Here is a 25,136-nt window from a genome sequence, read left to right as displayed (position 1 = left end):
AGGGTATGGAGGGATACAATGAATGTAGAATGGTTACACAGTTTTATTGCTGCTGCCAATCAAAAAAGTTTTTCTAAAGCTGCTCAAATTACGAATCTTTCCCAACCTGCACTAAGTAAACATATACGAAACTTAGAGAATAATCTTGGCATCGAATTATTTCATAGGACTTCCATTGGTATCGAATTAACGGAAGCTGGCGATCGTTTCTACACTCGAATTACACCTGTTTTAACTGAATTAACAGCCATTCGTGAAGAATTGCAGCATTTTAGTCAAAGCAATCCTATTGCCATCGGTGGTCTGCCAAGCTTAGCCACTTACTATTTGCCAAACAAAATGAATGAACTTAAGCAACTTGGTCGACCTATAACAATGATGATTCAAAATACTTCAAAAGAACTGTTACAATCTTTAGATAAAGGAAGACTTGATGCAGTCTTTGTGGATGCAAAGTATACGGGAGAATCTTTGTGGAATTGGGAGTTGTTTTCGGAACCTTATTATGCTGTGTTTCCTATGAATCATCGTTTTAATTCAAGAATAGCAGTTGAACTTGAAGAACTGTGTGAGGAGCCGCTTATTGTTCATCAAGCTCCTTGTGATTCAAGGAAGGATATCGTAGAACAAATACAATCACTTGGCTACACGCCGAATATCATTAGTGAAGTGAACTTTGGGGATTTTGTCTTTGGCGCAGTAACTTCTGGAATGGGGATTACGATTGTACCAGAATTAATGGCTAAAAATATTGGCCATCTTCCACTTTTTACTTTACCGATTAATAATTTTGGAAGATCTAGAACGATTTCATTGGTTACAAAACATAAAGAATTAGGTTCGAAATTAAATCATTTAATATCAAATTAAATGAAATGAAGCTGCCTCCAAGTGTTTAGTGGAGACAGCTTCATAAAATTAATTAAACCCCATTAAATCTTTTACCTTTTTTGTATTTTCGACTGTTGTCAGCATTTCTAATAAGCTAAATGCAACATCGAATGCAGTGCCAGGATTGGAGGATGTAATAATATGTTCAGTTCGAACAATTCGTTCGTTGACGATGTCTGCACCATAGGATTGCAGCTGTGCTATTCGTTTACTTGTTGGGTGATTATAAGTTGTAGCTTTTCGATTATGCAGCACTCCGCTATGACCTAAAATGAGGGAAGCTACACAAATCGTAGCAATCGGTTTTTTGTGTTCATCGAAATGACGAACAACTGCCTGGAATTCCTCGCTAAAAGCATCTTCATAAAATCCTGCCTCTTCAAAGCCTCCAGGAATCGCAAGTGCATCAAAATCCTCTAATGATATTTCATGAAGTAATTTTTCAGGAGCTACGTTAAAATTCCATGTACATTGCAATTGCTGATGCAATCCAACAGTCACGACTTCTGTTGTACCGTCGCCCTCCCATTTATTCCAGCCAAGTACATCTGTAAAAACACTTGCTTCAACTGCTTCAAATCCATTTGCTAATAGTAATAATATTTTTCTCATGTTAGTAATGCCTCCTTTATACGTTTAATTGTAATGAATAAGGCTATTCAATGACAGAATCTGTATAATGTAATTTAGATGATTTACTTTATAATAAAAGGAATTTTATCAAATCAAGTTTATTAAAAAAGGTGGATACATATGGATCAAATAGATACAGAAATATTACAGCAATTACAGCGAAATGCAAAAATGTCGATGAAAGAGTTAGCGGCTACGGTTCATTTATCTTCTCCAGCTGTTATTGAACGTGTAAGAAAATTGGAAGAGCAGGGGATTATTGAAGGTTATGGCGCAAGGGTTAATTTAAAAAAGATCAATCGCGACATTCAAGCCATTATTCTATTTAAATCCATTGATTGTAAAAGTCTTTCGGATTTTTGTAACGCACATCCCGATGTCCTTGAATGCTATCGTGTAGCGGGTGAAATCAGTTACATTGTAAAAATTGCAACCAATTCAGTTGAAACATTAGAGCAGTTTATTGACGCCGCAATGCCTTATGGTACGCCTTCAACGAATATTGTGCTTTCTTCAACAAAAAAAGCGGTCATTGCGCCATTTTCTGATAAAAATTTAGACTAATGTTCCTACAACAATATCGATTGCAGATTTAGCAGAGGAAAAAGATGATTCTAAAACAAGAAGGCTAGACATTCAAAAATTCAAGAATGTCTAGTTTTTTATATTTGGAATAAGGTACAATTATTGTAAGTATTTGAATTCTCGAAAAATAGGTACAGGGAAGTGAATAAATCATTGATAATTGCAATAATGGACAATGCGTTAGCATTTATTCTATCTTCACCACTCATACTTATCTATTTTAAAAGCCTCTCTCAAGAAAATTTAGCTTGGCGTTGGACTTTACCCTTTTGGTTTTTAAACCACAATATGATTAGATATTTTGTGTCTTTTGGTGATATCTTTTGGGTGGTGTTAATGTGGCAATTTCTTTTTATTTGGCCAATATGTATAGGTATATATTATTATTTATACAAAAAGGAATATAAATGGGAATTTTATATACGTTTAAAGAAAAAGCATGGCATTTTATTGGGAAGCTTAATCGTTTTATGCATTAGTTCACTAGGGATTTGTATGTATGATACAAACAAAAAAGTAATTGCCTTTCATGAACAAGTAATGAAGGAATTTGAAGATAGCTCTGACCGTCCGCAATATTTGATACAAAATAGTGTTATGCCATCTACTCTGCTTTCTTTGTCCGACCAAATTAATGAGGTCAGAAATGGAAAGGTGCGTGCGGCAACCTTCCCTTGGAAAAGCAAGGTGATTGTTGTAATGGACAACGACCAGAAGGAGTTTACTTACGTACGGTTTAATAAGGGATGGAAGCTTGACGGCATTTATCATGAAAGTAGTTATGATTATTCAGAATAAAAAAACGTGAAAAGGAGAGCAACAGTGCGAATGTTAAAAAATGAAACCATATTAAAGGAAAGCGACTTAAAAAAAATTCTCAGAGAATTAAATAGTGGAGGTAGAAGCTGGCAGCAAGAGGACCAAACGCAACTCATACAATCAATGATGATACATATCGGCTCATTAGATAGTGAACTACGAGATAACTTAATATATGGATCGTTTTATGAATTGATCCGTGAAAAAGACTTACTAGAGCATTCTCTTTTAACGGAGCTTTTAGAGGAATGTTTGAATAATTTATTATGTAAGGGTATTGAAGAAGGCGAATCAGATTTAGTTTTTACCCGTACATTTACGTCGCTATTGATTGCGCTAATATTATTTAGAGATAACGCAGACGATTTTTTATCCCAACAGAACATCGCGGATTGTAAAGATAAAGTACTAGCTTATTTAGCAGCAGAAAAGGATGTAAGGGGCTACGTGCCGGTGAAAGGGTGGGCTCATAGTGTTGCCCATATGGCTGATGCCATCGATGAATTGGTGAAAAATCCAAAATTAGATAAAGCTACTTATATTGAAATTGTTAACGCCTTATGGAACGCCATTTTGCAAGAAAATTATGCTTTCATTCATAATGAAGATGAACGAATTTTAGTCCCTATTTTCACAATGCTTGAGCAAGGTTTAGATGAACATGAGATCGTTAAATTACTGCAACAATTACCTATTACTTTAAAAGTAAAAAAAGAACAGCTCGATGTACAGCATCACAGAATTTTAGTTTTTAACTGTAAATCCTTTGTGAAAAGCTTTTATATTAAAACAAATGGGAAGCCTAAGTTCGCAGCTCTTCATAAACGCATTGAAACATGTCTCGATGAATTATAGGGAAATTACTACCAATATTAGTACTTTGAAATTATTGACAGAAGAAAAATAGTCTGTTACGATGAGTGACAATAAAAGCATACAAATTCGTTGATGAGAAAGAGTAGTGTTTCATTTTGTTCTACAGAGAGCCGACATATTGGTGGAAGTCGGTGTACAGGTGATACATGAAGATCCTCTCTGAGAAGATTAGCTGAACATAGTAAGCTGATCCGGGTGTCTACCGTTAAAAAGAACACGTATGATTGTACGTTGCTGAGTGCTATTGAACGTTTCTTCAATAGAATTAGGGTGGTATTCGCGGTTAACCCCGTCCCTTACTTGGGACGGGGTTTTTTGTATGCCTTTTATACAAAATAAATTGTATAGGAGGAACTAATATGCAAGCAGAACAAAAGAAGGAAACTACAGTTGAACGAGAGATAAGGATCCGAGCATTGTGGGAGCAAGAAAGCACGTTTGCAGCATCCATGACAAATCGTATTGGACAGCAGCCTTTTGTTTTTTATGAAGGACCGCCAACAGCAAATGGATTACCACACGTAGGTCACGCGTTTGGTAGAACGATTAAAGATGTAGTAGCTCGTTATAAAACGATGCAAGGCTATTTAGTTGAACGTAAAGCTGGTTGGGATACACATGGTTTGCCTGTAGAGTTAGGCGTGGAAAAAAAGCTAGGCATCTCTGGCAAGCAAGAAATTGAGAAATATGGTGTTGAACAATTTATTCAAGAGTGTAAGGGGAGTGTCTTTACTTATGAGAAGAAGTGGCGCTCCTTTACAGAGCAGCTTGGCTATTGGATCGATATGGATGACCCTTATTTAACCCTAAGTAATGATTACATTGAGTCCGTTTGGAATATTTTAAGCCATGTGCATAAGGAAAAACTTTTATACAGGGGGCATCGTGTTTCGCCATATTGCCCTAGCTGTCAAACATCATTAAGCTCTCATGAGGTTGCGCAAGGCTATAAGGATGTCAAAGATTTATCTGTAACGGCAATGTTTAAGCTAAAGGACAAAGATGAGTATTTTCTTGGCTGGACAACGACACCATGGACATTACCTGCTAATGTAGCCTTGGCGATGAATCCTAAGCTCGTGTATGTTCGAGTGAAGCGGCACGATAAAGTATATATTTTGGCAAAATCATTAGTGGAAAAGGTTTTTACTGAGCCAGTTGAAATATTAAGTGAGCATAATGGGCATGAATTTGAAGGTGTATCGTACAGTCCTCCTTTTTCATACGTAACCGTTGATAAAGGTCATGTCGTAGTGCTGGCCGATTATGTTACGGAGCATAGTGGAACTGGAATTGTTCATATCGCACCTGCATATGGGGAGGACGATTATAAAACGGTTCAGCAAAATGGGCTATCATTTATCAATGTTGTTGATTTGAAAGGCTGTTATACAGAAGATGTTCCAGAGCTTGTCGGTAAATTTGTGAAAGATTGTGATGTTGACATTATTAAAATGCTCGTTAAAGATGAGCTATTGTTCGATAAGGAAAAATATGAGCATAGCTATCCGCATTGCTGGCGCTGTGATTCACCTTTGCTTTACTACGCAACTGACAGTTGGTTTATCAACATGTCTACATTGAAAGATAAGCTTTTACAAAATAATGAACAAGTAACTTGGTATCCCGATCATATTAAACACGGTAGACTTGGCAACTTTTTAGAAAACTTAGTGGACTGGAATATTAGCCGAAATCGCTATTGGGGAACGCCACTCAATATCTGGGTTTGTAAGGATTGTGGTCATGAAGAGGCGCCAAATAGTATTGCTGCCTTAAAAGTGTTATCGAAGAGCACTTTACAAGACATAGAGCTTCATAAGCCTTATATTGATGAGGTTGTTTGTACTTGTCCAACATGTAATGGCGACATGGAACGCACACCTGAAGTGATTGATGTATGGTTTGATAGTGGTTCGATGCCATTTGCTCAGCATCATTATCCTTTTGGAAACCTCGATACGTTTAATAATCAATTTCCTGCAGATGTTGTCATTGAAGGTATCGATCAAACGCGTGGCTTTTTCTATAGTCTATTAGCCGTATCGACTTTATTTACAGGTAAAGCACCTTATAAAAATGTACTTTCTTTAGGGCATGTTTTAGATGAGCATGGACAGAAGATGTCGAAAAGTAAAGGCAATGCATTAGAGCCTGTTGAACTAATTCAGCAGTACGGAGCAGACGCATTAAGATGGGCGTTTTTAGTTGACAGTTCTCCTTGGAATCCTAAACGCTTTTCAAAGAAAATTGTGATGGATGCAAAATCAAAACTAATCGATACACTAGATAATACGTTCAAATTTTATCAGCTGTATGCAGAAATAGATGGCTTCCAATACGATGTCAATAATACAGGTACTCGTACAAAACTAGATCATTGGATACTATCTCGATTACATCATACGATTCACCTAGTGACAAAATCTATGGACGATTATCAATTTACACAAGCAACACGTGAAATCGGTAAGCTTGTGGAGGAGCTAAGTAACTGGTATATCCGTCGCTCACGAGCAAGATTTTGGGCTAACGGATTGTCAGAGGATAAACGTGGTGCTTATAGTACGCTGTATGAGCTACTAACGACAATTTGTCAATTACTAGCACCTTTCACACCATTTATCGCAGAAGATTTATATCGACAATTATGCGGAAAAAGCGTTCATTTGCAGAACTACCCAACATTCAATGAAGCGCTTGTGAATACGAAGCTTGAAAACGAGATGGCGAATATTTTAACGATAGTAGAACTTGGCCGTAGCATCCGTAATAGTCAAAGCATCAAAGTGAAGCAACCTTTAAGTGAAATGATTGTCTCAGTTGACGGTGAGCTAACGGATTATCAACCATATAGCGAGCTTGTGAAAGATGAATTAAATATAAAAGAATGCCTGTGGACAAATGATTTTTCTGCATATGAAACGGTTCATTATAAACTTAATTTTAAAACAGCAGGTGCAGCTTTTGGAGCAAAAGTGAACAGCGTAAAAGAGTACGTAGTGAATTTAAATGATGAGGAGAAAACTAAATTACAACAAACAGAATCAGTTGCATTAATGATTGATGGAGAACAACTAACATTGCTAAAAGCTCACGTATTAACTGAATCCGTTGTAAAGGACCAATACATCTTAGCCGAAGAAGCGTCTTGTCGAGTCCTTTTGAATGTTCAGCTGACAACTAGCTTACTTGAGGAAGGGCAAATTAGGGAACTTATTCGCACAATCCAAGATACACGAAAAAAATGGCAACTTCCTGTTGAGCAGTATATATCGATTGCGATTGCTGGAAGTGCCAAAGCAAAAACGATTATCCAGCAGCATGAAGCATTGTTAAAGGCAAATGTGTTGTTACATGATATTCATTATGTGAGTGCCGATCATAGTGAACGGAATATAGAGACAGAAATGTTTGATGAAAAAGTTTCTATTTATTTTAAACTGTAGAATCTTTAATGATCGGGTAGACAGAGAAGTGATCAGGTAAGCTTAGGAGTCACCAGGAAAAAGCTCAGAACGACGAAAAAGCGCTTAGGCACAATTATTTTATTAATAAATCAAGAATTAAAGTATTGCATTATAGATCATTATCACTATATACAATGTGTAACATTCGTTATTTTTAAGCTGAACTAATTTTGATAGTAGTTCAGCTCTTATTTGTGTTTAAAGGTATAGTCTGAAAATATTAATAAAGTATAGTATATGTGAAATTTTCTATACGTGATTCTAACGGTACAGTTAAGTATAAGGAGAATTCAAGTAAATAATAGCCTTTAGAGAGTTTATTGGGATAATATGTTAAACTGATAAAAAGGAAATTAAGGACTGATTCAATTAATGGATATTAGAAAACCTAACGATTTGGAACTAAAAAAGGTATTATCTCTTTCTCCACAAGCCATTTTTGATGGTACATTAGGTGAGGTAGAACCTACGAAAGAAAAAATTGACCAACTTGTTAAGCCACTTTTGGAAAAGGGAACCTACTATTTAATAGCAAAAGAAAATGATAAATTAATTGGCTGGATTCTTATAGGGGCTAGTAAAGACCAATTTACTGATAGGATGAATGGATTTATCTACGAACTATTTGTTATAGAAGAATTTAGGGGGAATGGGATTTCCAAAATGTTAATGATAGCAGGAATTGATCATCTAAAACAAGATGGATATTCAGAAATCCGTCTAAGTGCATTTGCAGGGAATCAAGCAATTAAACTATATGAAAAATTGGGATTTAGCATTAGGACAGTTACTATGAGTTTGCAGTTATAAGTAAATAACTTATTTCATACGGGTGCTTTACTTCAAGAGTCAGAGAGATATATTATAATTGTTACATTAACATGCTTGCTGCATGCATATAAGATTTGAGTAGCAAGTGTACTTGCTATATACTTATATATAAAGTAATACTCTTTTAGAAGGGCTGAATAATGCATAATGGACAATCAAGAAACATTTATGGAAGATTGGCTGTCAATAGATACAACTATGAGTAAAGTAAAAAAAGAGACTGAAAGTATTTTACAAGCCAATTATAACATATCATTAAAGGAATTCTACGTACTATATTATATCTCAAAATCCCCTGATAAGAAACTAAGGCTACAACAACTACAAGAAAAAATTGGATTGAGTCAAAGTGCACTTTCAAGATTAGTAGCTGGGATGGAGTCTAGTAGTTGTGGGGCATTGGAAAAAAGTGTTTGCACGGATGATCGAAGAGGTACGTACACAAAACTAACTGAATTAGGCGAAACAAAGCTAAAGAAGGCTCTTCAAGATTTTCGTTGGGTAGTTGAAAAGTATTTATCAATAGATGACCTAGAGATTAGCCTAAATAGTTTAAAAGGTGAATTTTAGTGATGAAAAAGTCGATTTTTATAAATCGACTTTTTTATTTGACATCCATCAAAATTAGCGTTAAATTATATGCATGTGTAATGCATATAATTTAACGTGTTACGCAAGCAAGTATTTTGTTGAAAGAAGGTATTCCTATTTAAGATATAGAAAGAACAAAATTGTAAACAAGGAAGTATTTCGCAATATTTATTAGAAAGTTGGAAAAAAAGATGACAGTTTTGAATAATACATTGACTTTTCGCAGAGGATTAACACTTAAAAATAGAGTAATAATGTCACCGATGACCACGAAAATGAGTTTTTTTGACGGTGTCGTAACACAAGATGAATTGAACTATTATTCGTTAAGAAGTGGAGAGGTAGGTGCAGTTATTACTGCAGCTGCAAATGTCCAAGATGGTGGGAAAGGATGGGAAGGTGAGCTAAGCGTTGCATCTGACAAATTCATCCCTAGTCTGAGTCGACTAGCTTCAACCATTAAAAGAAACGGAACAAAAGCTATTTTACAATTATTTCATGCTGGAAGAATGACTGATTCAAAAGTATTACGTGGGGTACAACCTGTTTCTGCAAGTGCAATTGCTGCGGAACGCCCGGATGCAGAAACTCCAAGAGAGTTAACAGAAGATGAAATCTACCATTTGATAGAAGATTTTAAAAAAGCTACAGAACGTGCTATTAAAGCGGGATTTGATGGGGTAGAACTTCACGGTGCAAACACATACGTAATCCAACAATTCTTCTCTCCCCACTCAAATCGTCGTGAAGACCAATGGGGTGGAAGCTTAGAGAAACGATTTAATTTTATTAACCAATTAGTCGACGGTGTTATTTCAGTTGTTGACAATTCAAATGTCCAAAATTTTATTATCGGTTATCGATTTTCTCCAGAGGAATATGAAGAGCCTGGAATTAAAATGGCGGATACCATCTATCTAGTTGATAAATTAGCTGATAAAGAATTAGATTATCTTCATATTTCATTGGGTGACTTCAAACGGGTATCTGTATCTGAAGAGTATAAAGAAAAATCAATAATGCAATATGTTCATGAAAAAATTAATGGCCGCTTACCTCTAATTGGTGTTGGTGATGTACGGACGAAAGAAGATGCTGAAAATACATTGGCAAATGCTGAATTAGTGGCAGTAGGACGTTCTCTTATCATTGATCCGCACTGGACAAGTAAAGTGTTGGAAGGTAAAGAAGACACCATCAGAAGAGTTTTAGCTGATCAAGATAGAGAAGAACTTATGATTGGGAACGGTATGGTAGAGTTCCTAGATTTCATGATGCCTGAACGATTACGCTAAATAATCACACTAAAAAGTTGTTTCAAATAGTGAGAGTGCCCTTCAACTAAGAGGGAATTTGAAGGTTATTCTACCCGGTCTGAACTGTACCCCGTCAAGTAGACATAATAAAAATTGTATTAAGCGGCTTGAGCCCTGAATTCTAAAGGACTCAAGTCGTTTAATCGTTTCTGATAGCGATAGTGATTATAAAAATGAATATAGTCATCAATCGCTTGTTTTAACTTTCCATTTGAATCGTACTTACTTATGTAAATAATACTTCTCACACTTCAGTGTGCCCTAAAATGATTCAATTGGTCCGTTATCAATACAGCGACCAACATGTGACATACTATCCGTCATATTGGCTGTGTTTACGATTCGCTTAAACTCCTTCGAAAGCCCGATCACTTTGTATTAATGGTTGCTCGCCTGATAGTAAAGATTGAATAGCTGATTTTATTGTTTTGAAAACAAGGGAATTATTATTCGAATGATCCAACACATAACTCACACTTGAACCATCATATACATCGAAAATTGCACTTAAATAAGCTTTTTTCCCATTTCCATACTTCAACTCTGTGACATAAGTTGAACTGCTTAGCGAAAGTAGTGGAATATAAGCTTGATTTTGGCAGTCGAAAAGCCATTAAATATAATGACTAACATGTTCTCATAGGTACGGTGATCATATGTCCAGTGTTCACGAAGTAATTCCATGGCCTTTGTTTTTTAGGAAAAAAGTTTTATCCCACTAACCCTTGTCAACTCCTAAAAGTTACCTTAACGTTTCTATGAAACAAAAATGTGCGTACTTTTTTTTACCCTAATAGGACATCATAATGAAAAAGCAATAAGCAATCAAACAATTGGAGGAATCACAATGATTAATCATTTACAAGATACAATCACTTTAAATAATGGTCTACAAATGCCTGGTATGTGTTTGGGTGTTTTTCAAGTAGCGAATGATGCTACTGCTGAGATGGTTAAAAACGCTATTGAAGTTGGCTATCGCAGCATCGATACTGCCGCTATTTACGGCAACGAAGCGGGTGTAGGGGAAGGTATTAAACAAGCGCTAGCATCTACTGGCTTACGACGCGAAGACTTGTTTATTACATCAAAAGTATGGAATGACGGATTAAGCTATGATGAAACTATCGCTGCCTATGAAGAGAGCCTGCAAAAGTTAGGATTAGATTATTTAGATCTTTACCTTATTCATTGGCCAGGTAAAGATAAGTTTGCTGAATCTTGGAAAGCTCTTGAAGACCTATATGATCAAGGCAAGATCAAAGCAATTGGTGTATGTAACTTTACTGTTGCACACTTAGAAAACTTATTATCATTTGCTCGTATTAAACCTGTTGTGAATCAAGTGGAATTCCACCCACGTTTACAGCAAATGGAGCTTCGTTCATTCTGTGACAAGCACCAAATTCAACTTGAAGCATGGGCTCCTTTAATGCAAGGCGGACTTCTTGAAGATGAAACGATTTCAAAAATAGCAACAAAATATGGAAAATCAAATTCTCAAGTTATTTTGCGCTGGGATGTACAAAATGGCGTGATCACTATTCCGAAATCTGTGCGTAGAGAACGTATGATGCAAAACGCTGATATCTTTGACTTTACTTTAACAGACGAAGAAATGGCTATCATCGATGCGATGAATCTTGAACAACGTGTTGGACCAAATCCAGATGAATACGACTTTGCTCTATAAATATTAAAAAGGAGAAAGAGACTGTCTTGTGTTTGACAGTCTCTTTCTCTCCTCATTCAGATGTTTGCTGCATGGCTTTATCATCATCACAGTGTTTTTTTATCCTGTATTACTTCAACATGATTTTCGCCCCAAGTGCACAGCTTGTTCAGAATAGGTTCCATTACTTGTCCATAAGGCGTTAAAGAATATTCAACTTTCGGTGGTACTCGATTGAATACCTTTCGATGGATTAATCCAGACTGCACTAGTTCGCGAAATTGGCTTGTGAGAATCTGTTGTGAAATCCCTGGAATCAATCAGCGAAACTCATTTATACAAATTATACCAGGATGGTTTGAATAACAAAGAATGACTGGTTTCCGTTTACCATCAATGACTTCAAGTGTAGCTTCTACACCAATATAGTAAATTTTTTGCATTGCAAACTTCCTGTAATACTCAAAAGTAATCAAACGAACTCTACATATCTTTTAGATATGTATGTATATTAATAAACACAATGAAAATCAAAGGAGATATTAGTAGTATGTCACAATCAAAAAAGCCAAGTGCTAAATTAACTTTGCTAGCACTTGCAATCAGTGCGTTTGGTATAGGGTCCACTGAATTTATCAGTGTTGGGCTTTTACCATTAATTACAGATGACTTTGGGATATCTTTAAGCACTGCGGGCTTAATAGTTTCTATATATGCACTTGCCGTCACTGTTGGGGCTCCTTTAATAACAGCCTTTACATCTCACCTCAGCCGAAAAACCGTTTTATTACTAGTTATGGCTATTTTTATAGTTGGGAATTTAACAGCAGCTAGTGCACCTTTATTCTCAATACTTATAATCGGGCGCATTATATCAGCATTAGCACATGGTGTGTTTATGTCCATCGCTTCTGTCATTGCGGCCGATGTAGTTGAACCAAATAAACGAGCAAGTGCTATTGCCTTTATGTTTACAGGATTAACATTAGCCACTGTAACAGGTGTCCCACTGGGTACATTCATAGGACAAATAACAGACTGGCGTATGTCGTTCATCTTTATCGTCATCATTGGGATTATCGGTTTAATTAGTAATGCTTTGTTAGTACCTAGCCATTTATCGAAAGGTAATCCAATCTCTCTCCGTGATATTGGCAAAGTATTAGGCAATTTTCGTATGTTATTAATCCTTTTCATTACAGCTATGGGATTTGGTGGTGCCTTTGTTGTCTACACATATGTTTCACCTATTTTAGAGCAATATATGGGGTATTCTCCTCATGCAGTGGTCATTATTTTAGTGGTTTATGGTATTTGCGTTGCGATTGGTAATACCTTAGGTGGCCGTTTCGCTAATCAGAATCCATTGCGTTCTATCTTTATTATTTTTGCGGGACTGGCCTTAGTTTTACTTGGCATTGGTTTTACTCTTGAATCGCCAACTATCGGATTAATCATGGTCCTAATCATGGGGCTGTTTATGTTCATGAATAGCCCAGGATTGCAACTATATGCGGTGATGCTGTCTGAAAAATATGTACCATCAGCTATTTCAATGGCCTCAGCATTAAATATTTCTGCTTTCAACATTGGTATATTTTTAGGATCCTATATTGGAGGCTTTATTATTCGCCATCAATCGTTAGCACATACACCTCTTTATGGATTTCTAATGGTTATGCTAGCAGCTATTGTTACACTTTTATGGCTAATTTTTGATAAAAAGAAACAAGTGTGAGTGTTTAAAAAAGAAGTAGTGAATGTGAAAGGCTAGTTTGTTTAATAATTTATTTGATATTTGATTCAAGGATAATGTCGTTTAGGTTACCTGCCTATTTGTCCTGGTAATATTATAGTGGATTCCGTTATTAATAGTTATGGTTTTCATTTTATGCTAATTTTGTTTTTCTTTCATGTGTGTATCAGGAATTTTTGATGAAAAACAAAAACCATACAGCATGATTTTGTCCATCTGCTACTGCACGTTGAAATCGTTCTTTCATGTTGCGGATAGAAAAATGAAAGATACTATACTTTTATTAAATACAATCAACATATGTTTAAACACAAACAAAAGCTGAACTAATATCAAAATTAGTTCAGCTTAAAAATTGCACATTATATATTGGATCCTGAAATATTAAGTGCAAATGTTTTTTTGTGAATAGATTACAATATTCCACTAAAAAGATAGAGAGCGGTTGCCCAAATAAAAATCGCTGAGCATTTATTAAAAATATTCATAAGCTTCCCGGAACTATCAAGTCTTTTCAACGATGCACCAGCAATAATAAGACCTAAAAACCACAACCAAGAAATCAAAACACATGCAGCAGTGAACAGTATTTGCTCTGTACCGCTATATTTTAAAGCACTCGTCCCAATAACACCTATTGTATCTAAAATGGCATGTGGATTTAAGAGAGATACAGACAGTGCGAATAAAATTTGCTTTTTTATAGGTAGTGCTTCGTTGTTATCGGCTGTTGCCGGATTTGAACGCCAAATTGTATAGCCCATATAAAGTAAGAAAAGTATACCAACAGTCATTAAGGCGATCCGTAACCATTCAAATTGCAATACGATTAATGATAAACCAAATACTGCAAGTAGGATTAGAAGTGTATCACAAATTGCGGCTGTAATACTGGCTGGTAAGGCCCGAACTAAACGAGGCTGTGTTGCACCTTGAGAAAAGACAAAGACATTTTGAACGCCTAAAGGCAAAATAAGTCCAAACGCTAAAATCATTCCATGAAGAAATGCTTCCAATAACATTCCCTCCTTTCACTAACTATTCTAGATGTGTTATAACTAAAAGAAAACGACCAATTGGATGGTTTTTTATCCACCCAATTTTGAGGGGGATAAGAATGAACTGGCAGCCTAATAGACAGGGTGAAATGACATTGCAGCAACAAATTGTGACATGGGTTATTGAGCATATCGAACGGGGCGACTGGGTGGGAGGGATAAAGCTACCGACACAAAGACAGCTAGCGATGCAGTTTGGGGTAAACCGTAGTACTGTTCAGCAGGCGTTAGAGGAGTTAAAAGCAGCAGGAATATTGGAGTCGAAAATAGGCTCAGGTATTTATGTAGCGCAAAATTCCTGGCATTCCTTAATTACACAATCACAGCCAAATTGGCAATCTTTTATTGACACAAGCTTACATAAGCCAAATTATCATACCATTCAATTAATCAATGAATACGAGCAACGTGATGATGTCATTCGATTAGGTACCGGGGAGCTAGCACCAAGTTTATTACCGACAGCTGAAATTGAAGCGTCATTGAAAGAGCTCTCTTTGCAACCGAAAGCTTTAGGTTATTCATCACCGCAAGGTAGCGATGAACTTCGAGAAGCGATTTGCGAATACGTGACAAAAAGGGGCATTCGTGCAAAGCCCCGAAATGTGTGCATTGTCTCGGGTGCACTACAGGCTTTACAGCTCATTGCAGTTGGACTGCTAGAACCGGGGTCTATCGTATTTCAAGAACAAACATCTTATTTAAATTCAGTGCATCCATTCCAGTCTGTAGGTATGCAAATGATGGCTATAAATCGAGATGAACAGCTTGCACAAACTTTAGCTCAACGGAAAAGAAAAAGGCAGGCTGTATTTTATGCTGTTCCCACGTTAAACAATCCGACTGGTGGCGTGTGGACTACGCATGAAAAAAAGCAGCTTTATGAAGCATGTCAACAATCTCGAATTCCTATTATTGAGGATGACGTCTATCACGAATTGCTCTTTGAAGCGGCAACGCCTCCAATTAAATCTATGGATGATAACGGGCAAGTTCTATATATAGGAAGTGTTTCGAAAACATTAAGCCCTGGACTTAGAATAGGTTGGTTAATTGGTCCAACAACTGTTATTGAGCGGTTAGCGGATATAAAAATGCAAACAGATTACGGATCAAGTGCCATCTCGCAGGAAATTGTGCTGCACTGGCTGCAGTCCGGAAAGTATGAAAAGCATATCATCGACTTACGCCAAAAATTACAGCAAAGAGCAGAATATGTAGAGACTATTTTACAAGAAAAATTTTATGATATTGCAGAGTGGAATAAGCCAAAAGGTGGCTTTTATATTTGGCTTAAGTTTCATGAGCCCATTGTTGATAAAGAGTTGTTTACCAAGCTATTGCAGCGCGAAGTTCTCATTAATCCTGGTTATATTTACGATCCACAAGATGCTCAACATATTCGATTATCATATGCTTATGCGACAGAAGAAGAGTTGGAAAAAGGATTAAGTATCCTAATTGAGATTACAAAAAAGAAGAAATAAATTTCAAATTGCGTTGTTTAAGTAGATTCTAAAAGAAATCATCCATTGTATGTAATCATGTATACAATGGGTGATTTTCTTTAAGTTTATACATGTCTAATGTATCAGTATGATTGAATTGTTTTAGTAAATTAGGTTGCCGATATATTTTAAAAAAGAAAGATATATGGATTTAATGTAGAATTTACCATACTTCTGCACTATAATAGTCTTGCAAGACTAAATATAAATAAAGGAGAAACGCCTTGAGAAATCTAACTAAAATCATTTTTTCACTTATTTTTATTTTAGTGGCTACTGTCTCGTTCAATAGTCTGTCCGCCGATGCGACTAATGAAAAAGTCTCTAAAATACATAATGTATCAAATCCAGAATTTTGTAAAAATAAAAATTTCCCATATGTACTGTCTAACGGATTGACAATTGGAGCGAATAAAAAATTATGCGTTCCAGTAATCCTAAAAGAAAAGAGTGAAATATATCTTTTCGGAGGCCCATTTATGGAAGGAGAAATGCAGTTCACTATCACTGGAAATAAAGATACATTTATGTATTATAAAGATTCTGGTCGTGGTGGTGACACTCTTCAATTAGTCGGCGTTCGCCCAAATGGAGAAGTTTTCTTAGAGGAAGAGATTGCTAATGGTGTAGGTATTAACGCCGAATTCCTTTCGCCTAGTATTATTGAAATAGGTATTGAGAGGTATAATGAAAACTACGTTGCTATGGGTGATAGATTTACTGGCTTATTCGATACAAAATACTATCATCTTACTAAAGATGGAGAGATGAAAGAGATAGATTATATCGATCAGGAATTTGCTGACCTAGCGAAGAAGGGGCAATTAAAATGGGTGCCAGGGAATATAGGCATGAACTATAAATCTTTAAAAGCCAATATTAAAGGTACTCTTGAGTATGGTGAAATTCCTTTCTATATGACACGAAAGGCATCATACGCTTTCCCTCCTAAAAATAAGCTTGAAGGAACGGAAGCAGTTAATGCTATCGGCAAAAATACAATAATAACGGGCTCGAAAAAAGAGCTAACTGAAAAACTACAAAAATATTTCGGTAAGCCTGTAGCAGAAAAAATAAATGGTAACAGCTATGTATATGCTTACAAAGCTGGTCAATATTATGTAGTAATAGATGGAGACAGCAAAAGCAAAGAATCATATCTTAATATCGGTACAAAGAATGGTATTAATATTTTATTTTGGCCTTTTGACGGAGGCATTAAATAATCTGCATTTAGTAATAAATAATGTATTTTAGAGGCTGGGACATAACTGGTCAAAACCTTAAAAAGCGTGAGAAATCAATTTTGGTAACATTGATTTCTCGCGCTTTTCTGATGTAGAATTTTTTAATTTTGCCGTAAAAACATATTTATGTCCCAGCGTCTTTTTTATTGACGAAAAACATAATTGAGGTGAACAAATGTATGTACTGTATAGAAGAATAAGAATGTTATATTCATTTAAAGTCGTGGATTTTGTATATAAAGATTGACCAAAACGTGCATTTATGGGGTTTTTACACAATTGATGATAATCTGAGTACATCGTATTAAATACTAGTAAGACGTCAAAAAGAAAAAAACATCGCATCTACCTAGAGGAGTGTAATGTTTTGGGGATATTACCTTTTCATATGTATTAAATTGTATTTGAATAACAGTGTCATTCCGAGATTCATCAGAAAATGCACAAGAAATGGTGCTAAGATATTGTTTGTTTCAAAATAAATCCATCCGAAAATTAGACTTGGAATGGCGATATTGATTAACATAATCGTTTTTTTAAGTATTGAGTATGCATTCCTAAGAACAATATCGTCGTGTACTTTGGCAATATTTGAAGGATAATCATGGCTTAGAGTGTGGTGGTTCTACATTTCGTCGTTATATCGCAAAGACGCCTGAGTTCGTAGCTTATTTTACAGATCAAGTACGTATCCCTTCACCAAAAGGAACGACAAGATTTGAAAAATACTTGCTTCTAATCTTCCGATAGTAAAGCTAGCATCACTTCATAATAACCATCTAAAATAGATGTCTTTTCTTTTGTTCCTTTTGGTGTAAATCCATTTAAGTATTTATCAACAGTACGTCGATCTACACACATTTCTCTATGGATCTTCTCAAACACCAGCTTTAATTCATGTTTCTAATGGTTCAATACATGATATAATGGAGTGGTAAGATAATGAAGGGCTTCCTCGGTTTGACATAAAAGGGTGGTTGGAGAAAAATTTATGATTAGTATTAAAAGGATTGTGATTCTTTTGAAAGGGTGATCATAATGAAAACGATTTATATTTATCCAAAATTAGCAATAGGTTTTAGGGGATTTGCAACAGGTTTAGATAGAGAAGGATTCTTATTGAAGAAAAGGTCAACGAGACTAAAAAAAAATATAGAAAATTCTTTGAAAGAAAATAATTTGAGTTCTTTTAACGTAGATGTTACTCATGGATTTGAATCTCCAGAGGAATTATTAGAAAATGATGGCGTTTTAGTTTTGATTTCTCCATACTTAAAAAGTTTACTTGGTCACATTGATTTTTCTAAAAGTGGATATTATCTTTTATCAGAGGCAGAATATAATTCAGAAAATATTGATCAAATCATAAAGTATATAAAATTGCTATAAAACTGTAAAACGTATAAAAGATTAAAAGAAAACTATTTAAATCCTAAAAAGTAATTAGGATAGCGAATTATAATAAAGTGATTTTCAAAATACATACTTTTGAAAATGTTTATAAAACAGGGATGTTCATAGTAACATTCTTGTTTTTTTATTTGGTACATAATTGTGTATCAGAGCGTTACTTGTTTGAAAATTTACGTTATTCATCTTAATGAACCGGACGTACGGTAGTGTGAGAAGACGGGAGCTAAACATTCCCTCCTACTCGATCACCTTTTCATACTTATTAATTGTATTTGAATAATAATGTCATTCCGAGATTCATCAAAAAATGTACAAGAAATGGTACTAAGATATTGTTTGTTTCAAAAAAAATAAATCCATCCATCCAAAAGTAAGACACGGGACTGCGATGTTGAATAATATAATCGGTTTTTTAAAGTATGGAGTATGAATCCCTAAGAACAATAAAGTTGTTATGATAATGGTAATCCATTGGTGTTCTATAAATAATAAAAGCAAATTTTGAATAATTCCTCTAAACAACAGTCCTTCAAATAATGCTGCTATAAACATAAAGGAAGAAATAGCTAAAAATGATTAGTTTTGATAACTTTTGTTTGTTTAGTCCATGTAATTCGAGGGGATATACATTGTTATGATTACGCCAAATAAAAGTAAACAGAATGAACAGAGAGCTATACTCAGTACCATCTTGAATGGCTGAACAAATGATAGGAAATCATGAAGAGAATTTCTATGATTGGGACCGAATTTGTTTATCTTCTTTCAGTGGGTGTCTAAACATCCGCTGCGGCCGCTTCTCTTTGCACAAAAGACATTTGTTGGCCTAAAGCTGGACGGAGTTAATATTATAGTTTATAAGTTAATTCACATTAAAAGTGAAAATGGATAATTAATAATGTTAAACAACAACTTAATAATTTTTATTTTTATCATTAAAAAGTTTAATTTTAATTACTTGCATTTTCAATTCCTTGTTGTATAATCAAATCAACTAGAAGGAAGGGAATTCGCTATGGCTTATCAAGTTATCACAAATTGTCCTGTTTGCAGTAAAACATTGAAAATTACAAAGTTGCAGTGCTCTCATTGTCACACAACGATTGAAAATGAGTTTGAATTATCTAAGTTGGCATCTTTATCAAAGGATCAGCTTCGTTTTGTAGAAGTATTTTTAACTTGCAGAGGGAATATCAAAGAAGTGGAAAAGGAACTGGGGATTTCGTATCCAACAGTTCGAGGCAAGCTAACAGACATTATCTCATCCCTTGGATATGAACAAAAGAAGAAAAATGAAGTAGACGAGAAAAAAGTTGTCACTATGCTGGAAAATGGCGAGATTACACCAGAAGAAGCTATTAAGCTTTTAAAAGAAGAATAGGGAGGAATTTATCATGAAAGAGGAAATTGCAAAAGTATTAACAATGGTTCAAGAAGGAAAGCTTGATGCAGAACAAGGATCAGAATTGATTCAAGTATTAAAGGAGAAAGAAGAAACAAGTAATGAAAAACCGACTAAATACTTAGATAAAACTTTAAAAGTCCGTGTTGTATCAGCCGAAAATGATAACGTTATGGTCAATTTACCTATAAAACTTGTCAAGGTAGTATTACTGGCTGGACACAGCATCGCAGCGAGTGTTCCTCAAGCGGAAAAATACGTTAAAGATATTGATATAAACCTTATTATTGAAGCAATTGAAAACGAATTAGATGGCCAAATTGTTGATATTAAATCGGCAAACGGGGATACCGTTTCGGTCATCATCGAATAGTGATTTGCTTATGATGCATGTAAAAGTGAAAACAAAAGACTTTCGGCTAAACATTCCAATGCCATATGCTATGTTAAACATTGTTATTTCAATTTTGTCTTCGAAACTTTTGCAACGAAATTTAAACAAATGGACAAAAGAGCACTTCGAAAGAGAAAAAATAGACTTTACCTTTCCACTTATAGATAAAAGCACGCTAAAGCCTATCGTCAAGGAACTGAAAAATTATAAGGGAATCGTGCTAGTAGATGTCAAAGCTAAGGACGGCACTGAGGTTAAAGTTAGACTGTAATTGATTAGAAAATAGCAATTGAAAAAAAGCCAAATTTCTTGCTTGCAACTGAAAAAATTAATTTCTTAAAAAGTAAAGAATCCATATTAGAATAAAAAAACTCCATTTTTAGATGAAAATGGAGTTTTTTTATAAAGGTTATTTCTAAAAGAGTTAAGTAACGAAAGCCACTATTATATACTTTCAGGTAAATAGTACTTATACATTTCCAATACATCAGTATGCTCCTTTAATACAGCAATGGTAGTAGGGTTTGGCTTTTTAAAAATAACAAAATAATCTTTTTCACCAAGTTCCTTGTTAATTGGAAAAGCTAATTTTTCTTCATCTATTGAAAATTGAGCATTAACACCAGTTTTATTTCCACGTGCATCTAATCGTATCCACTTACTATGGGATTTAAGATACACAGCATTCATAGCGTGAATCGAATATCCTTTTTCAGGGGTATCAAATAACATTAATCGTTGATAGCAGAACCCTGTTGGAATACCTTGTGATCGCAATAATGCAGCTAAAAGGTTTGATTTTGCATAGCAAATACCTTGTTTATACTTTAATACATCTGATGCATGACATGTAACTTTTTCTCCTTGAATATCCCAAGAATGTGATATTTCATCACGAACAAATTCAAAAGCAATCTTTGCTTTTTCAACATCTGTTTGAGCTGAGTTAAATAGCTCCTTAGTTTTATCTTTAATAATTCGGTTAGAGTAATTAACCACATCTAATTCAAGTAAGTAATCTTCTAAATCCTCAGATTCAACGATAAATTTCATAAACCATCACCCTTTTGTATTTTTATTTAATTATAAGTATTATTATACGATTGATAAAGGTGGTTCATCTATATTTTTAATTGTAAATATAAAGGAATTTTAAGGGTAAAAGCCAGCATGAAGTAAGAATTAAAATCTAAGAGATAGTTTGTAAATTATGTTAATGAAATATCGCTTTAATGCCTATATAAAAGAATAATCCAAGTATAGAACCCATACATATTTAAAATAACGAATTCTTTATGAAGAGGTGAACGATTGGAGAACATGCCAGAGGGCTATTCTTATGTTCCACAGCCTATTCGGAAAGATGGTGCAGGTGGGGTGGATAAAGGGCCGAGAGATATTATGAGGGATTTAGAAAATCCTGATTTGCTCGTCCCTCCTAAAACAGATGCTGGGCTTGTACCAAATTTAAAATTCTCTTTTTCTGATACGCATATGGTTTTAAAGCATGGTGGTTGGTCTCGAGAAATTACTGTACGTGATCTGCCTATTGCTACGACATTGGCAGGTGTCAATATGAGTTTGACACCAGGTGGGGTACGTGAGTTACATTGGCATCAACAAGCAGAATGGTCGTATATGCTTCTTGGCCATGCACGCATTACTGCGGTTGATCAAAATGGGCGTAATTTTATTGCTGATGTAGGGCCGGGGGACTTATGGTATTTCCCACCAGGTATTCCACATTCCATACAAGGTCTTGAAGATGGCTGTGAATTTTTACTAGTATTTGACGATGGGCATTTCTCAGATCTTAATACATTTTCAATTTCTGATTGGTTTGCTCATACGCCTAAAGATGTGCTGTCCTCTAATTTTGGTGTTCCAAAGAGCGCTTTTCAACATATCCCGAAAGAACAAGTCTATATTTATCAAGATAAGGTTCCAGGACCACTAGATACACAAAAAGTACAATCGCCATATGGTACAGTCCCGCAAACTTTCAAGCATCGTCTGCTTGCACAAACGCCTATTAAAACTCCTGGAGGAAGTGTCAGAATTGTAGACTCCACTAATTTTCCTATTTCTAAAAATATCGCAGCAGCCCTTGTCGAGATTAAGCCTGGTGCAATGAGAGAGTTGCATTGGCACCCGAATAATGACGAATGGCAATATTATCTACAAGGAAAAGGGCGCATGACAGTGTTTGCGGCAAATGGTGTGGCTAGAACGTTTGATTATCGTGCAGGAGATGTTGGATATGTGCCGTTTGCAAATGGTCATTACGTTGAGAATACCGGTACGGAAACATTATGGTTCCTTGAAATGTTTAAAAGTGATAGATTTCAGGATGTTTCGTTAAATCAATGGATGGCTCTTACTCCATCTGAGCTAGTACAAAGTAATTTAAATATTGGACCTGAACTTCTACATGTATTAAGGAAGGAAAAGTGGCCAGTCGTGAAATATCCTGGATTTTCATATTATCCAAAGTGAGCATATAGAAAAGCAGGTGAGATTTTTTTCTCACCTGCTTATTTTAATATTGATATTTATTTCTAGTAGTAAGCAGTATACCGATTGCTGGAACAGTACAAATAAGCATTGCTGCAAATGATAGTCCAGGAGAAATTTCGTATAAATAGCCGCCTAAAAATGTAAGGATAGCTGTACTTAATCCCATTGCTAATGCAGAGTATATGCCTTGTGCATTTGGAATTTGCTCCTTTGGCAATGTTTTCGTTAAATAGCTGATAAAAGCGTAATGCGCAAGAGCAAAAGATAATGCATGTAATGTTTGAGAAGCGATAAATACCCACACATTCGGGAATAAGTAAATGAGTAACCAACGTAAAGATGAACCACTTGCTGCTAAAAGTAATAAGGAAGATGAGCGCCATTTTTTAAATAGTGTATCAGCCTTCATAAAGTATAAGATTTCGCACATAACGGCGATGTTAATAATCATCCCCATATAAAATGGATCAACATGCAAATCACCTAAATATATATAGCCGTAGCTGTAATAAGAAGCGTGTGCGCCTTGCAACAGAATTACGACTAATAAAACAATAGGGAAGCCTTTAATAGTCCATAATGTTTTCATCGACAATGATTTTGCACGTTGTTCTTTCGTCGGTACAATGAGTAACTCTTGTGGAGTAGCCATTTGTTGCATCAACAGCATACCGATCAGGCCGACCACCATACTCCAAAAGATAATGTCATTACCAAATGCACCTGTCAGCATACTAATGATTAATACTGCAATGACAAAGCCAAGGGAACCATAGGAGCGGCTTTTGCCATAGTGTACATTTCCATGCTGTACGAGCGTTGCCGCACTACTTTCAACGGCAGGTAGCAGTGCTGGATAGAATATACTAAATAAAAGGGTAACAATAAGAAGCGTGATAAAGCTCGTGCTTAGTATGTAAAGTAATGTTGTGATTAGGGAACCTATTGCTAGAATGCTAGTAAGTCGTTTATTATTCACATATTTTGCAAGCGTCGGGAAGAAAAAGAGGTTTGAGATTGCCCGTGCTAAAAGACCGCAACCCATTACAACGCTAGCCTGTGAAACAGTAAGATGTTTAGAATCTACAAGCCAACCTGTCCAATAGGGTAAGAAAATACCCCATGTAAAGAAAAATGCAAAGAAATTTTGAGAAAGCCATCGTTGATTGTTCATAAAATTACGTACCTCCATTAACTATGTTGAATAATAGCATGTTCATCGATACAATAATGTGAGATATCTCACATTTTTTCGGAGGAGAGGGTAAAAAATGCATATACTAACAGCTGAGGAACGTTCATACTATCTCGATAAATATCCAATAGATGATTTTTTTTCTTTTGAAATTGATCCATTTTTAGAAATATGTAAATTTGACAAAGGTGAATGGATTTTTCAAGAAGGGTCATTTCCAAATACGTTATACTACATGATCGAAGGAAAGGCGAAGCTATACATGACACACAAAAATGGCAAGGTCTCGCTTATCGATTACTTGGAGGCACCACTTTTTATGGGGGAAATTGAGTTGCTTAATGAGGCAAGATATACGAAGGGGATTCAGGCAGTAACCGAGACGATTTGTTTTTCAATTAAACAGTCCTGCAAAGAAAAGTTACTCACGGATGTATTATTTTTACGTAAACTTTGTGTGTTTTTAGGGGAAAAGGCGTTCAAAATGACGTCAAAATATACACAAAATCAAGCATTTCCACTTGAAAATCGACTTGCTGCCTTTATTCAATTTTCGTCAGATCAAGGAGTCTATAAAGAAAAGCATACTGAAATCTGTGAATATTTAGGGGTTTCCTATCGGCATTTATTATATGTACTTGCACAATTTTGCGAAGAAAAAATTTTAGAGAAGAAGAAGGATGGCTATCACATTATTAATGGAGAGCGTCTTTCCGAATTGGCTCAGGAAATACTGTGAGCAAAGAATATTGTTGCTTTTAAAGGTCATATAAGCTGTCCAAATCATTTCACGAAAACAATGTGATTGGGAAATAACAAAAACCTTTTTTGACGGTCAACCTCAACAAATGGTATTATTTACTATCATCTGGTGAAAATTGTTTAAAAAGGTGTATAAAAGATAAAGTAATGAGTTTTGGAAAAAAGATTGAGTGAACAATATGGATAAGCTCAATTAGATT

Annotated in this window: 24 protein-coding genes, 5 pseudogenes and 1 other annotated feature; of the genes and pseudogenes, 20 read left to right on the top strand and 9 right to left on the bottom strand. The window is 35.3% G+C overall.

Features of this window, described 5'->3' with window-relative positions; all coding sequences use genetic code 11:
- The first annotated feature begins 18 nt into the window (after window positions 1–18).
- Window positions 19–870: a LysR family transcriptional regulator gene (locus ABNX05_RS01600; protein ID WP_349658083.1), complete on the top strand. Its 852-nt coding sequence runs from the start codon at window positions 19–21 to the stop codon at window positions 868–870.
- A gap of 48 nt (window positions 871–918) precedes the next feature.
- Here ABNX05_RS01600 and ABNX05_RS01595 read toward each other — a convergent pair whose 3' ends face one another.
- Complete coding sequence (locus ABNX05_RS01595) at window positions 919–1,503, bottom strand: DJ-1/PfpI family protein (RefSeq protein ID WP_349658082.1); 585 nt, start codon at window positions 1,501–1,503, stop codon at window positions 919–921.
- A 141-nt stretch (window positions 1,504–1,644) separates the two neighbouring features.
- On the opposite strand from ABNX05_RS01595, the gene ABNX05_RS01590 reads away from it, so the two are divergent.
- The 7 genes from ABNX05_RS01590 to ABNX05_RS01560 all read left to right on the top strand — a co-directional run bounded on the left by ABNX05_RS01590 (window position 1,645) and on the right by ABNX05_RS01560 (window position 9,991).
- A complete protein-coding gene (locus ABNX05_RS01590) occupies window positions 1,645–2,088 on the top strand; it encodes an Lrp/AsnC family transcriptional regulator (protein ID WP_349658081.1) in 444 nt (147 codons plus the stop codon).
- Window positions 2,089–2,277: 189 nt separating this feature from the next.
- Window positions 2,278–2,907, top strand: coding sequence for a hypothetical protein (locus ABNX05_RS01585; protein WP_349658080.1), 630 nt, complete (start codon window positions 2,278–2,280; stop codon window positions 2,905–2,907).
- A gap of 30 nt (window positions 2,908–2,937) precedes the next feature.
- Window positions 2,938–3,783: a DUF2785 domain-containing protein gene (locus ABNX05_RS01580; protein ID WP_349658301.1), complete on the top strand. Its 846-nt coding sequence runs from the start codon at window positions 2,938–2,940 to the stop codon at window positions 3,781–3,783.
- An 81-nt stretch (window positions 3,784–3,864) separates the two neighbouring features.
- Window positions 3,865–4,104: a binding site (T-box leader), on the top strand.
- Between the two features lie 59 nt (window positions 4,105–4,163).
- The gene (gene ileS, locus ABNX05_RS01575; RefSeq protein ID WP_349658079.1) at window positions 4,164–7,253 is read left to right on the top strand and encodes an isoleucine--tRNA ligase; all 3,090 of its coding nucleotides are present in this window, start codon (window positions 4,164–4,166) and stop codon (window positions 7,251–7,253) included.
- A gap of 393 nt (window positions 7,254–7,646) precedes the next feature.
- On the top strand, window positions 7,647–8,084 hold the full coding sequence (locus ABNX05_RS01570; RefSeq protein WP_349658078.1) for a GNAT family N-acetyltransferase: 438 nt from the start codon (window positions 7,647–7,649) through the stop codon (window positions 8,082–8,084).
- Between the two features lie 168 nt (window positions 8,085–8,252).
- Entirely contained in the window at window positions 8,253–8,675 is a 423-nt protein-coding gene (locus tag ABNX05_RS01565; protein WP_349658077.1) for a MarR family winged helix-turn-helix transcriptional regulator, read from the top strand.
- A 212-nt stretch (window positions 8,676–8,887) separates the two neighbouring features.
- Window positions 8,888–9,991 (top strand): NADH-dependent flavin oxidoreductase, encoded by a 1,104-nt coding sequence (locus tag ABNX05_RS01560; protein WP_349658076.1) that lies wholly within the window; start codon window positions 8,888–8,890, stop codon window positions 9,989–9,991.
- A gap of 119 nt (window positions 9,992–10,110) precedes the next feature.
- On the opposite strand, the pseudogene ABNX05_RS01555 reads toward ABNX05_RS01560, so the two are convergent.
- Window positions 10,111–10,568, bottom strand: a pseudogene (locus tag ABNX05_RS01555) (transposase); the annotation flags it as partial.
- A 291-nt stretch (window positions 10,569–10,859) separates the two neighbouring features.
- Here ABNX05_RS01555 and ABNX05_RS01550 point away from each other — a divergent pair.
- Entirely contained in the window at window positions 10,860–11,705 is an 846-nt protein-coding gene (locus ABNX05_RS01550; RefSeq protein ID WP_349658075.1) for an aldo/keto reductase, read from the top strand.
- 52 nt (window positions 11,706–11,757) lie between these two features.
- On the opposite strand, the pseudogene ABNX05_RS01545 reads toward ABNX05_RS01550, so the two are convergent.
- A pseudogene (locus ABNX05_RS01545) lies at window positions 11,758–12,127 on the bottom strand (winged helix-turn-helix transcriptional regulator).
- Between the two features lie 107 nt (window positions 12,128–12,234).
- Here ABNX05_RS01545 and ABNX05_RS01540 point away from each other — a divergent pair.
- The gene (locus tag ABNX05_RS01540; RefSeq protein WP_349658074.1) at window positions 12,235–13,422 is read left to right on the top strand and encodes an MFS transporter; all 1,188 of its coding nucleotides are present in this window, start codon (window positions 12,235–12,237) and stop codon (window positions 13,420–13,422) included.
- Window positions 13,423–13,853: 431 nt separating this feature from the next.
- Here the strand turns inward: ABNX05_RS01540 and ABNX05_RS01535 are convergent, their stop codons facing one another.
- Entirely contained in the window at window positions 13,854–14,456 is a 603-nt protein-coding gene (locus ABNX05_RS01535) for a LysE/ArgO family amino acid transporter (RefSeq protein ID WP_079561959.1), read from the bottom strand.
- Window positions 14,457–14,557: 101 nt separating this feature from the next.
- Here ABNX05_RS01535 and ABNX05_RS01530 point away from each other — a divergent pair, with 101 nt between their 5' ends.
- Window positions 14,558–15,985, top strand: coding sequence for an aminotransferase-like domain-containing protein (locus ABNX05_RS01530; RefSeq protein WP_349658073.1), 1,428 nt, complete (start codon window positions 14,558–14,560; stop codon window positions 15,983–15,985).
- Between the two features lie 500 nt (window positions 15,986–16,485).
- Window positions 16,486–17,232 carry a hypothetical protein gene (locus ABNX05_RS01525; protein WP_349658072.1) on the top strand — a complete coding sequence of 249 codons (747 nt, stop codon included), beginning with the start codon at window positions 16,486–16,488 and terminating at the stop codon, window positions 17,230–17,232.
- A gap of 397 nt (window positions 17,233–17,629) precedes the next feature.
- On the opposite strand, the gene ABNX05_RS01520 is transcribed toward ABNX05_RS01525, so the two are convergent.
- Entirely contained in the window at window positions 17,630–17,779 is a 150-nt protein-coding gene (locus tag ABNX05_RS01520) for a CPBP family glutamic-type intramembrane protease (RefSeq protein WP_349658071.1), read from the bottom strand.
- 41 nt (window positions 17,780–17,820) lie between these two features.
- On the opposite strand from ABNX05_RS01520, the pseudogene ABNX05_RS01515 reads away from it, so the two are divergent.
- Window positions 17,821–17,952, top strand: a pseudogene (locus ABNX05_RS01515) (IS21 family transposase); the annotation flags it as partial.
- 39 nt (window positions 17,953–17,991) lie between these two features.
- On the opposite strand, the pseudogene ABNX05_RS01510 reads toward ABNX05_RS01515, so the two are convergent.
- Window positions 17,992–18,120: pseudogene (locus ABNX05_RS01510) on the bottom strand (IS21 family transposase); the annotation flags it as partial.
- A gap of 171 nt (window positions 18,121–18,291) precedes the next feature.
- Between ABNX05_RS01510 and ABNX05_RS01505 the strand changes: the two are divergent.
- The gene (locus ABNX05_RS01505) at window positions 18,292–18,642 is read left to right on the top strand and encodes a hypothetical protein (protein WP_349658069.1); all 351 of its coding nucleotides are present in this window, start codon (window positions 18,292–18,294) and stop codon (window positions 18,640–18,642) included.
- A gap of 348 nt (window positions 18,643–18,990) precedes the next feature.
- Here the strand turns inward: ABNX05_RS01505 and ABNX05_RS01500 are convergent, their stop codons facing one another.
- Window positions 18,991–19,218 carry a CPBP family glutamic-type intramembrane protease gene (locus ABNX05_RS01500; RefSeq protein ID WP_349658068.1) on the bottom strand — a complete coding sequence of 76 codons (228 nt, stop codon included), beginning with the start codon at window positions 19,216–19,218 and terminating at the stop codon, window positions 18,991–18,993.
- 463 nt (window positions 19,219–19,681) lie between these two features.
- Here ABNX05_RS01500 and ABNX05_RS01495 point away from each other — a divergent pair, with 463 nt between their 5' ends.
- From ABNX05_RS01495 to ABNX05_RS01485, 3 genes are read left to right on the top strand one after another with little or no spacing between them, the layout of a single operon-like run.
- Window positions 19,682–20,047 carry a DUF2089 domain-containing protein gene (locus ABNX05_RS01495; RefSeq protein WP_349658067.1) on the top strand — a complete coding sequence of 122 codons (366 nt, stop codon included), beginning with the start codon at window positions 19,682–19,684 and terminating at the stop codon, window positions 20,045–20,047.
- A 13-nt stretch (window positions 20,048–20,060) separates the two neighbouring features.
- Window positions 20,061–20,441, top strand: coding sequence for an SHOCT-like domain-containing protein (locus ABNX05_RS01490; protein WP_349658066.1), 381 nt, complete (start codon window positions 20,061–20,063; stop codon window positions 20,439–20,441).
- 10 nt (window positions 20,442–20,451) lie between these two features.
- Window positions 20,452–20,733, top strand: a complete 282-nt coding sequence (locus ABNX05_RS01485; protein ID WP_349658065.1) for a hypothetical protein — start codon at window positions 20,452–20,454, stop codon at window positions 20,731–20,733.
- A 173-nt stretch (window positions 20,734–20,906) separates the two neighbouring features.
- Here ABNX05_RS01485 and ABNX05_RS01480 read toward each other — a convergent pair whose 3' ends face one another.
- Window positions 20,907–21,515: a transglutaminase-like domain-containing protein gene (locus ABNX05_RS01480; protein WP_349658064.1), complete on the bottom strand. Its 609-nt coding sequence runs from the start codon at window positions 21,513–21,515 to the stop codon at window positions 20,907–20,909.
- 267 nt (window positions 21,516–21,782) lie between these two features.
- Between ABNX05_RS01480 and ABNX05_RS01475 the strand changes: the two genes are divergently transcribed.
- Window positions 21,783–22,958, top strand: coding sequence for an oxalate decarboxylase family bicupin (locus tag ABNX05_RS01475; RefSeq protein WP_349658300.1), 1,176 nt, complete (start codon window positions 21,783–21,785; stop codon window positions 22,956–22,958).
- Between the two features lie 43 nt (window positions 22,959–23,001).
- On the opposite strand, the gene ABNX05_RS01470 is transcribed toward ABNX05_RS01475, so the two are convergent.
- A complete protein-coding gene (locus ABNX05_RS01470) occupies window positions 23,002–24,153 on the bottom strand; it encodes an MFS transporter (RefSeq protein ID WP_349658063.1) in 1,152 nt (383 codons plus the stop codon).
- Between the two features lie 97 nt (window positions 24,154–24,250).
- Here ABNX05_RS01470 and yeiL point away from each other — a divergent pair, with 97 nt between their 5' ends.
- Window positions 24,251–24,913: a transcriptional regulator YeiL gene (yeiL, locus tag ABNX05_RS01465; RefSeq protein ID WP_349658062.1), complete on the top strand. Its 663-nt coding sequence runs from the start codon at window positions 24,251–24,253 to the stop codon at window positions 24,911–24,913.
- 86 nt (window positions 24,914–24,999) lie between these two features.
- Window positions 25,000–25,110, top strand: a pseudogene (locus ABNX05_RS26320) (hypothetical protein); the annotation flags it as partial.
- Window positions 25,111–25,136 lie beyond the last annotated feature (26 nt).

This window comes from Lysinibacillus zambalensis, from assembly GCF_040183165.1.
Classification (GTDB): domain Bacteria; phylum Bacillota; class Bacilli; order Bacillales_A; family Planococcaceae; genus Lysinibacillus; species Lysinibacillus zambalensis.
Note: the sequence above shows the minus strand (reverse complement) of the source record. Positions and strands in the feature narration are given on the sequence as shown.